This is a genomic window from Bradyrhizobium sp. SRL28 (assembly GCF_018596315.1).
Classification (GTDB): Bacteria; Pseudomonadota; Alphaproteobacteria; order Rhizobiales; family Xanthobacteraceae; genus Bradyrhizobium.
Window position 1 is genome coordinate 1 of the sequence record NZ_JAHEAG010000100.1, and the last position, 8,838, is coordinate 8,838.

General features: G+C 61.3%; 8 protein-coding genes and 1 pseudogene. 1 reads left to right on the plus strand and 8 read right to left on the minus strand.

The features are described from left to right. Positions 1–619 precede the first annotated feature (619 nt). The 5 genes and pseudogenes from KIP88_RS44725 to KIP88_RS44745 form a co-directional block, all read right to left on the minus strand. The gene (locus tag KIP88_RS44725; RefSeq protein ID WP_190241946.1) at positions 620–769 is read right to left on the minus strand and encodes a hypothetical protein; all 150 of its coding nucleotides are present in this window, start codon (positions 767–769) and stop codon (positions 620–622) included. 258 nt (positions 770–1,027) lie between these two features. Next, entirely contained in the window at positions 1,028–1,345 is a 318-nt protein-coding gene (locus KIP88_RS44730; RefSeq protein ID WP_057849754.1) for a DUF736 domain-containing protein, read from the minus strand. Positions 1,346–2,526: 1,181 nt separating this feature from the next. Continuing rightward, positions 2,527–3,465, minus strand: coding sequence for a DUF2493 domain-containing protein (locus KIP88_RS44735; RefSeq protein WP_214494447.1), 939 nt, complete (start codon positions 3,463–3,465; stop codon positions 2,527–2,529). Between the two features lie 348 nt (positions 3,466–3,813). Then, positions 3,814–4,869 carry a toprim domain-containing protein gene (locus KIP88_RS44740; protein ID WP_214494449.1) on the minus strand — a complete coding sequence of 352 codons (1,056 nt, stop codon included), beginning with the start codon at positions 4,867–4,869 and terminating at the stop codon, positions 3,814–3,816. Further along, a pseudogene (locus tag KIP88_RS44745) lies at positions 4,869–5,750 on the minus strand (ArdC family protein); the annotation flags it as partial. The pseudogene KIP88_RS44745 and the gene KIP88_RS44740, both read right to left, overlap by 1 nt. A gap of 68 nt (positions 5,751–5,818) precedes the next feature. On the opposite strand from KIP88_RS44745, the gene KIP88_RS44750 reads away from it, so the two are divergent. After that, on the plus strand, positions 5,819–6,454 hold the full coding sequence (locus KIP88_RS44750) for a hypothetical protein (RefSeq protein WP_249791536.1): 636 nt from the start codon (positions 5,819–5,821) through the stop codon (positions 6,452–6,454). Between the two features lie 399 nt (positions 6,455–6,853). On the opposite strand, the gene KIP88_RS44760 is transcribed toward KIP88_RS44750, so the two are convergent. The 3 genes from KIP88_RS44760 to KIP88_RS44770 all read right to left on the minus strand — a co-directional run. Beyond that, positions 6,854–7,606, minus strand: a complete 753-nt coding sequence (locus tag KIP88_RS44760) for a 4Fe4S-binding leucine-rich repeat protein (protein ID WP_214494453.1) — start codon at positions 7,604–7,606, stop codon at positions 6,854–6,856. Beyond that, entirely contained in the window at positions 7,599–7,994 is a 396-nt protein-coding gene (locus KIP88_RS44765; RefSeq protein ID WP_249791537.1) for a hypothetical protein, read from the minus strand. Before KIP88_RS44765 ends, KIP88_RS44760 begins: the two co-directional genes overlap by 8 nt. A gap of 333 nt (positions 7,995–8,327) precedes the next feature. Next, positions 8,328–8,838, minus strand: a 511-nt coding sequence (locus KIP88_RS44770) for a pitrilysin family protein (protein ID WP_214494454.1), incomplete at its 5' end; no start/stop codon positions are given.

An 8,838-nucleotide genomic window follows, 5' to 3' on the forward strand; every position in this document is an offset into this window, starting at 1 on the left:
AAGGCACTTCGGAGTGCTGATCGTTTCGGCCAAATGGGGCAACAGAACGGCCCAGCGGGTACTTTTGGGCGCCGATTGCATCAGTCCGCCAGTGTCCCGATCATACCCGCGCAAGTTTCTGCTGGTGTCTTAGCGGATCGCCCAACGCCGGATCACATAATGCAAATCGGCCGTGGTTGCGAGAACCCTTCTCTCGCCCCCGTGCTGACCCCACGGCAGACACTCGAGCGCGGTAGCCCACGAACAAGACGTCTCAATGTCAATCTTGCAAATTCCATGGTACGCTTTCTCGTGTGCGGGCCGATTCCGGTCTGCGCAGTAAGCGATCTCATTTGAGATTTAACGGAGGGGCATATGGCCAAGAAAGCGAAGAAGGCGAAGAAGACCACCGGGAAAAAGGCCAAAAAGAAGAAGATGAAGAAGTAAGTCTTCGACGACCTTCTGCTCGTTCCGAGCAAGATGCATGCTGCGGCAACGTTTGCACTCGTCGACCTCGCTTTGGTCTGAATGGACCGATCAATGGTTGGGCCGGACCGCATGGCGCCTTAGGCACCGTGCAGTCCGGCCCTCAAATTCTTACAGCCTTTCCGGCAGCTCTGCCCTGAGTTGGCCGAGGCCTTTAATGAAACCCATTCATCACCGTCACGACCTTCGATAGCAGGACGCCAGTCGACATCAGCGCGGCAAGGCTGATGATCATTTGCGCCAGGCAAGTGCGCTTAAGCGTCACCGCTTGTGGATCGGGAAACACCATGAACGGACTCGCCATCGTCAGCTCCGTGAAGCGGTGAGCGCGTTTATAGTGGCCGAGAAATAGGGTGAGTCGCGCCGATCGCGATGCAGTATATTTGTTGCCCGTAAGGTTGACTCTTCACCGACTCGGCTGCGGCAAACTCGGGGGCACGAATTGAGGCGCCGCGCCGAATCGGTTGGCCTTAAGTTCAGGTAAACAAAAGATTAACGGCTTCCGTCGCACGGCTAAAAGGCCCCGCCCGAGTGGGTCGGGCGGGGCTCGGTGGAGAGAACCTCAGTCGCCGTTCTTCCGCGGCCGCGACCAGAGCAGGGCATGACCTTCGTTTTCATCCTCGAACAGGTTCGCATAGATCGGCGCGTTGAACGAAGGATCATCGAGCTTGAGCGAGAGGTAGTCGCGGCCCTCCTCCGAGCGCTTCGACCAGGCTGCCCCGATCTCGGCCCGGCCGACGTAGACGCGGTGGCTGGGCGCGTTCTCGTTTGTGCGGTTGGGCTCGGCGACGATGCGGACGCCCTTCGCCTGCACGCTCAGGGTGACGATCTCGCCCTGAAAATCGTTGCCGACCTTCTTAAAGGAACCGATGTTAGCCATGTCACTTCTCCTTGAGTTTTCGAGCCCGCGACCACCGCGGCCTCGATGGTGATCGAGAGGCCGAATGACGATCGGCGACGCACCCGCTCGCGGGCCGGAGCGTAGTGGAGGACGCTAGCCGGAAGACTTTCTTGGCTCGCGAGGAATGGGCGTGAGCCCAGGGGAAGAAAGTCTTAACGGCGGCGTTGCGGCTCAGACGATCGAGGCGGAGCCGGTCTTCGGCCAGATCAAGCCATCAAGAGGCAAGGTGCGTCCGTGCGCTGAACAGCCTTAAGGAGACGGGGCGGCGGACGTCGGTCGTCCTGTACAAGAGGTCGAGAGGTTCAGGCGAAGAAAGGAAACAACGTGCGGGAAAAGTCGGGCGTCGGCCGCCCCGAAATAGCCGTTAGAGAGCGCCCGCCTAGACACTCACAGGGTCGCGAATGATGGGCATAATGGCCGTGTTGTACTCTGAGGAGACCGCCTCTCGCTGCGACACCCGTCGTTGGCATTCTCGACGCGCCCAACGATTGAAGAGAACCCTGGGCGTCGAGCCGAAGGGCTATAACCGTCCTGGCCGCGAGAACTGATTGACGTTCGGTTCGCCCTGCCCTGACTGACTGAAGCGGGCCAAGCTCGGCCAAGACGGTCATGCGCGCCCGCTCCCGTGTCACCGATGAAGATCGAACCGATGCAGCCAAAGATCTCGCGCCAGAGCGGGGATGGCATCCCAACGTACGATATCCGAGAATCACGTGATAACCGGCAACGGCCGCCGGAATGGCAAAGACTGCCGCGATGACGGCGCGCAAGACGAATGACGGCGCCAGGGCGAAGGTGATCTGACCGATGAGGAGCATCAGCGCGGCGGCAGCGATGCCGACGAGCAACGCGCCGATGGTGCCTGCGCACTATGAAATACCATCACGCCGGCAGTGAACCTAACCAGGAATGGAAGGGCGTCTACAGCGAGAGCAAAGATCGGAGCAGAATAGGCCGATGCGAAGGTATTGAGGAAGTCCGAGAGCAATTCGCGCCTTCCACCACCACCTGGACGCGAGGTTACTCAAGCCGGAACTAGTTAGAAGTGCCGCTGACTGTTTAACCACGTTCGAGGTGGCGAATGTGCTCGGGTGGCGCGATTGCGTCGGTTACGACGCTAGCCCTATGCAGGGAGATTTCGAAATCGGCATGGACGGCGCTCACGCGCCGCCATCGCCAAACTTCCAGACCGGGATGCCGAGCCGTTTCGCCTTGTCGGCGAGATTGCTCTGGATGCCAGTGCCGGGGAAGACCATGACGCCGATCGGCAGAATCTCCAGCATCGCGTCATTGCGCTTGAACGGTGCGGCCTTGGCGTGCTTGGTCCAGTCTGGCTTGAAAGCAATCTGAGGCACCTTGCGATTGGTCGCCCATTTGGCGGCGATCAGTTCGGCGCCTTTCGGCGAGCCGCCATGCAGCAGCACCATGTCAGGATGCTTGGCGTGGACCTTGTCAAGTCGATCCCAGATCAGATGATGGTCGTTGAAGTCGAGCCCACCGGTCAGGGCAATTTTGGGGCCGGCCGGCAGCAACACTTCGGTCTCCGCCCGGCGTTTGGCGGCGAGGAAATCCCTGGAGTCGATCATCGCCGCAGTAAGCTTGCGATGATTGACCAGCGATCCAGAGCGAGGACGCCAGGGCGAGCCGGTATGGACCTGGAAGCTCTCGATGGATTGATCGCGGAAGAGCTCCATGCAGTTACGACGTTCGACCAGCGTGATGCCTTCGGCCGTGAGCCGCTCGAGTTCCACCGATCTGATTTCCGAGCCGTCCTGCTCACGCTGGCTCTTCCGCTGCGCTTGCTCGTTGCTATCGAGCTCGCGCTCGATGCGCTCTGTTGCACGGTGGAACAGGTTGACCGTCGACCAGAGCAGGTCATCGAGATCCGGCTCGAGGCGAGTGTCGCTTAGGGTTGCGACGAGGGCGTCGAAGATATCGGCGACAGCACCCGCGATCATCTTGCCTTCGGGAAGCGGCCTCGGGTCTGGCTCGTCGTTGAAAGGACGGTAGCCAAAGAGCTGAAGTTCGCTAATGACGTGATCATTCGGGAATGAGCCGTGCGTTGGTTCGAAATCGAGGTCGTTGCGATCGGATGTCATGGTCGAGGTCCTTTGCCCGGATCGGCCGCGCCCATCGCGGCCTTCGTGGCGATCATCTGACGGCGGGCGGAACGGACCAGAACCCGAAGCGAAGCGAAGGGCCGCAGCAATAGCGGAGGATGGCGAAGTCCGGCTATTTTGTTTCGCGATGCAAAGGCGCGTGGCCGGGGCCCCGCGAAGCTTTCTTCGTGGGGTGAACACCGCCGGCGGAAAATAGCCGGGCGCAGCCATTGCCGGTCCGGTCCGAATGCTGTCCGATCGCCCTCTAGAAGGCCAGGGCGCCGCCTCTCCTCGGCACCATGGACCTACCATCGACCTGCCGTGACGACGGCGCGAGCAACGCCGGCTTTATCCCTTCTCCGCCATAACCAAGAAGCGGGTAACGTCCTGCGGCGCGAGCTGAATGCGCATGGCCGCTCGAAGCTCGTGGATGCCGAACGTGCGGAGATCGTCATTAAAATCTCCCAACCGAGGAGACAAAGCGATCGCCACGATACCAGCAGCCTCCGAGCGCTGCCTGAGGGCGGCCGTCGCCGCGTCTCCCGCCGCATCCGCATCCCGGACGATGTAGAGGCGACGCAGCGTCGGCGGGAGCAGCATGGCAGCGAGGTGATTGGCCGATAGTGCGGCGGCCATTGGCAAGGTAGGCAGTACGTAGCGCAGCGACAGGATGGTTTCGATGCCTTCGCCAGCGACAAGCACATCATTCGCCGTACCGAAACGAACTGCGTTGCCGAGCAGATCGCCCATTGCCCGTCGTGGTGTGTCGATCGGCGCCTTGCCGAGCCGGATCGGGTCAAAACCCTCAGGATTGAGCCAGGTCCGGTGCGCGCCTGTTATCCGGCCATCGAGATCGGTGACGCGGGCAATCATTGCAGGCCAAATCTCGGTCTGCGCGTCCTCATCCGGCCGACAGTAGCAGCGTGGGTGGAAGCGCAGGCTCGCTCCGTGGTGCAGCTCGAAAATGGCGCGTCCGCGCAGATATGCCTCCACGAGGGTTCCGTCGATCGGCCGAGATATCGCAAACAGCCGCCGCGCCGCTTCCGGCGATCCTGCCTTTACTGTTGCACGGACGGGCTTCGTTGGGAGATCCGGGTGCGGCCGAGGCAGCTTAAGGAAGCGCGTTGCCTCGTCCACGACATCGCGGAATTCTATGAGGCCGCAGGTTTCGCGGATGATGTCGAGGAGATCACCGTGTTCGCCCGTGGCGGCGTCGGTCCATTTGCCCGCAGGCCCCTTCTGTGATTTCTGTAACCGCACGAACATCGAGCGGCCTGGCGTGTTGCGGACGTCGCCGACCAGCCAGTAGCGCCCCACGCGCCAACCATTGGAGAGATAGTGGCGGCACACCGCCTCGGCCTCGCGCGCGAGGCGGTGTGCCAGTTCGGAAGCGTCGAACAGCATCAGGCGGCCTCGCAGTGGGCGGGTTGTTCCGCCGGGCTCGAAGCGAGATCAGGCAAGAACGCGAGCAGATAATCCGCGACTTTGCTGGCCTGCGAAGCGGCGCGGACGATCGCGCGATTGTCTTCGCGGAGCACCTCAAGCCACGAAGCAATGTAGTCCGCATGCCGCACGGTCGGCACGATGCCGAGCGAAGCACAGCAGAATGCAGCGGATATCTCCGCGATGATTTCCTCGAAGGCGTATTTCTTGGTGCCGTAACTTCCGGATAGATCCCGGTTGAGCCGTGAGGAGTGGCCGCTGGCATGAGCCAACTCGTGCAGAGCCGTGCGGTGCCAATTGATCGGCTCAAAGTAGGCAGCCGGACATGGCACCTGAACGTAGTCCTCAGAAGGACAATAGAAAGCTCGGTTACCGCCGATTCGAAGATCGATGCCGCTGGCACTAATCAGCGCTTCGACTTGCGGCTCGATCATGTGAGGTAACGGGAGAGGCGCCATAGTCGACACCTCGGCTGGCAGCCCGTCACATTGGTCGGTATTGAAGACCGTAAAACGTTTCAGAAAGTTAATCGCTTGGGCTTCGTCGGCCGCCTCAATCGCCCGCTTCCTCTCCTCTTCGGGCACGAAGCGGTCAGCATAGACGACGGTCGTTCCTCGCTCTCCTTTGCGGACGTGGCCACCCAGCGACAATGCCTGCCGGAAGGTGAGCCAGCTCTGGCCGGAGAAGCCCCGCTCGACCACAGCGCTCCAGAGGATCAGGATGTTAATGCCGCTATATCGCCGATGTGTTGCTGCATTGTGAGGCATGGCAAGCGGCGCCTTCGCCGCGGCCGTTCCCCACGGCTGGACCCAGGGCACACACCCCGCCTCTAGTTCGGCAATTGCTAGACACGGTAGCCAAATGCATCGAACTCCGGCCGGATCGCTTGTGGGTGTTCGGTTACGCGCATATGCCCTCCTTCAAGAAGCATCAGCGCAAGATCGACGAACACGCCCTGCCCCAGACAGTCGAGCGTCATCTTCAGTCGGAATTGATTGCGGAAGCCCTGGTCGACGCGGGCTACGTGCGCATTGGTTTCGACCACTTCGCCCTACCCCGAGACAATCTTGCCGCGGCGAAGCGCGAGGGGCGGCTGCGTCGGAACTTCCAGGGCTACACCGACGACACCGCCGAAACACTCATCGGGCTAGGGGCAAGCGCCATCGGGAGGATGCCGCAGGGATTCGCACAGAATGTCGTGGTAACCCGTGATTACCTGGCGCGCATCGCCGAGGACCGGCCCGCCACCCTCAAGGGGTATGGCTTCACGGGTGACGATCGCTTCCGAGCCGATCTGATCGAGCGACTGATGTGCGACATGGCCCTCGACCTGTCGAAGATCGCTCTGTCGCATGGCCGCGATCCGAAGTCGGCCATCGTCGATCGCTCGCGGCTCGATAGCCTCATTGCAGACGGCGCAGTGACCATGGACGGCGACGAGCGACTGTTCGTCAGCAAAGGCGCCGAGTTTCTCGTCAGGACCGTAGCGTCCGCATTCGATGCTCATCTGGCGCGGTCAGTCGCGACTCACAGCCGCACAGTATGAGACTCCTGGAGCTGCCACACTAGTAGCTTCCCCGAGCATCGTGCAACGGGCCACTGCTCTTGCGACCTTCGCGATAATTGGCTCGTTAAATGTTGCGTCCTCCCGGGCATCGTACTCAGGTGGTTGCACCATTTCCCGCAACTTGCCCCGCCGCGGGGCTTAAATTCGCTGCGCGAGCACCTTGTTTGGCGCAAATTCGACCAAGGAGGCATTGCCTGGATCGGAAAAGGAACAGATCTCCGCAGAATGGACATGTGGCGCGTCACATATCCGTATGCTGGCGATCTCTACATCTTCCGGGAACGCCGCGGCGATCTGGTCAAGATCCTCGGCATGACGCAATAGGCATATCGCGGCAAGTTCATCTGGCCGTCGGCGTCGGCCGACGCGGTATCGATCTCAGCGGCGGTCTCCTGCAATCCGCGAGCTCGCGACTTCGCGCACGAGACTATACGGGTCATCGACGAGGCTAAGGATCTCAGTCACTGGCGCACGGCTTGCGACCTCGTAGCGGATGCGCCAGTCAGGATCATGCCGCAGCAGCGGCACAAGCTGCACAGATAGTCGTCGGGCTATCTCCAGTCTTACCGACGCCTCACGATCGTCGATCATGCGGAGCAACCATTCATTTGGAATGCGCCGTGCCACAACACGGCGGACCTCGGCTTCCTCGTCATCCACCATTCGGGGGAGCAGCATAGGCTCGATCCGACTCGCGACGACAAGGCGAACATAGTAATATTCGTCCGAGGCCATGGGTAGCAATTCTTCACCGTCGAACAGGCTCGCCACCCGCTTCCTCAGCTCGGGATTCGGATGCTTCCGTAATTGCAACGCGTAGCGTCTAGGCAGGCGAAGCATCGCATTCCATTGCACTTTTTCATTGGGATCATCGATCAGCGGCGGCAGCAGCAAGACATTGGCAAACTTCGCCGCGATTGCCCTTACCTCAAAATGCGGATGGCAGAGATAGCGGTCGGCGAGATCCGGATTCCACTCGAAGAACCTCTCGATACCGCGGGGACAACGGTCGTTGACGCAGGCGTGCTTGAGCCGACATCCGCCGGTTTTGCTCAGTGCGAGATGCTCGCACGACGTGCAGTCAAGCCGGTTGCCCTCCCAGTCAAGAGCCTTGTCGATATCATCAACCATTGTCCTGCCCACATAGGTCAGGCACGCGCAGCAACGACTTGGGTCCAAATTTTGTCGGAGGTAGCGAGCTCCAGAAGTTTTCCGAGCGCCAGCCCTGCGCCTGCATCTGAATGGTGTGATCGTAGAAGCCGACCGTCCCGTCGATCGAGCCGCCGACCAGCGCCTGCAGAGTCTTTGAGCCACCGGCCTGGAAGTTCTCGACGGTAACGTCAAGGCCATCGTCCCTAAACGACCCAAGCTTCACGCCAAGCTCGAGAGGCATATAGTTGAGGATCTGTGACCCCACGGCGATCTTCAATTTGGCCTTCTCGGGCTCGGCGGCATGCGCCGAAATGACCGAGCAAGCGGTTAGCGCCATGACCAGCATCATTCGTGTCAAAATGTGCATGCGAACCTCCGTGGCTGTTGGGAGAGCGTTAAGATTCATGGGCAGGCACGGGCCGCCAGACGTTCTGTGGGAACCGGGGGCGGGCGACCGCCTCCGGTGACCCGGTGGGCGGAGCTGCGAGGCTCCCCCCTATCCCGGTCAATCACTTTCGGGGATCCCGTCAGCGCAAGGGGGGAGGGAGCCCGTCGGCCGATGCGCCCCTTACTGATCCCAATGACTTCGGAGTCATCTGCAACGCGCTGTGAGGTGAGCGCCCCGTTCAGGCTCCCTCCCCCCTTGCGGGGGAGGGGGTAGGGAGAGGGTAAGCCGCAACGGAGGTGCGCCTAGAAAGCGTCAGTTCGCCTTCGGGGTCGCCGCTGGCGGCTGGGCGGCCGCCTGCGGGGCGCGGCCGACGATCACGGTGAGCAGGCCGTCGCCCCAGAGCTTCTTTGCGACCCGCCTGGTGTCATCAAGCGTCACCGCGTCGACGATGGCGTTGCGCTTCTCGATATAGTCGATCGGCAGCTTGTCGAGCTGGTACTGCAGCAGCGCCTGGGCGAGCTTCGAGGAGGTGTCGAGCGCCAGCATCTGCGAGCCCTTGAGGTAGGACTTGGCCTCGTCGAGCTCCTGCGGGGTCGGACCTTCCTCGGCGATGCGGCGGATTTCCTTTTCGATCGCGTCGACAGTTTCGCCGGCGCGGTCGGCGCGGGTGCCGGTGTTGCCGATGAACAGGGCGGAGCGATCCATCCAGAGCAGGGATTCATAGACCGAATAGGCCAGGCCGCGTTTTTCGCGCACTTCCTTATAGAGCCGCGACGACGATCCGCCGCCGAGGATGTGGTTCACGACATAGGCGGCCATGAAC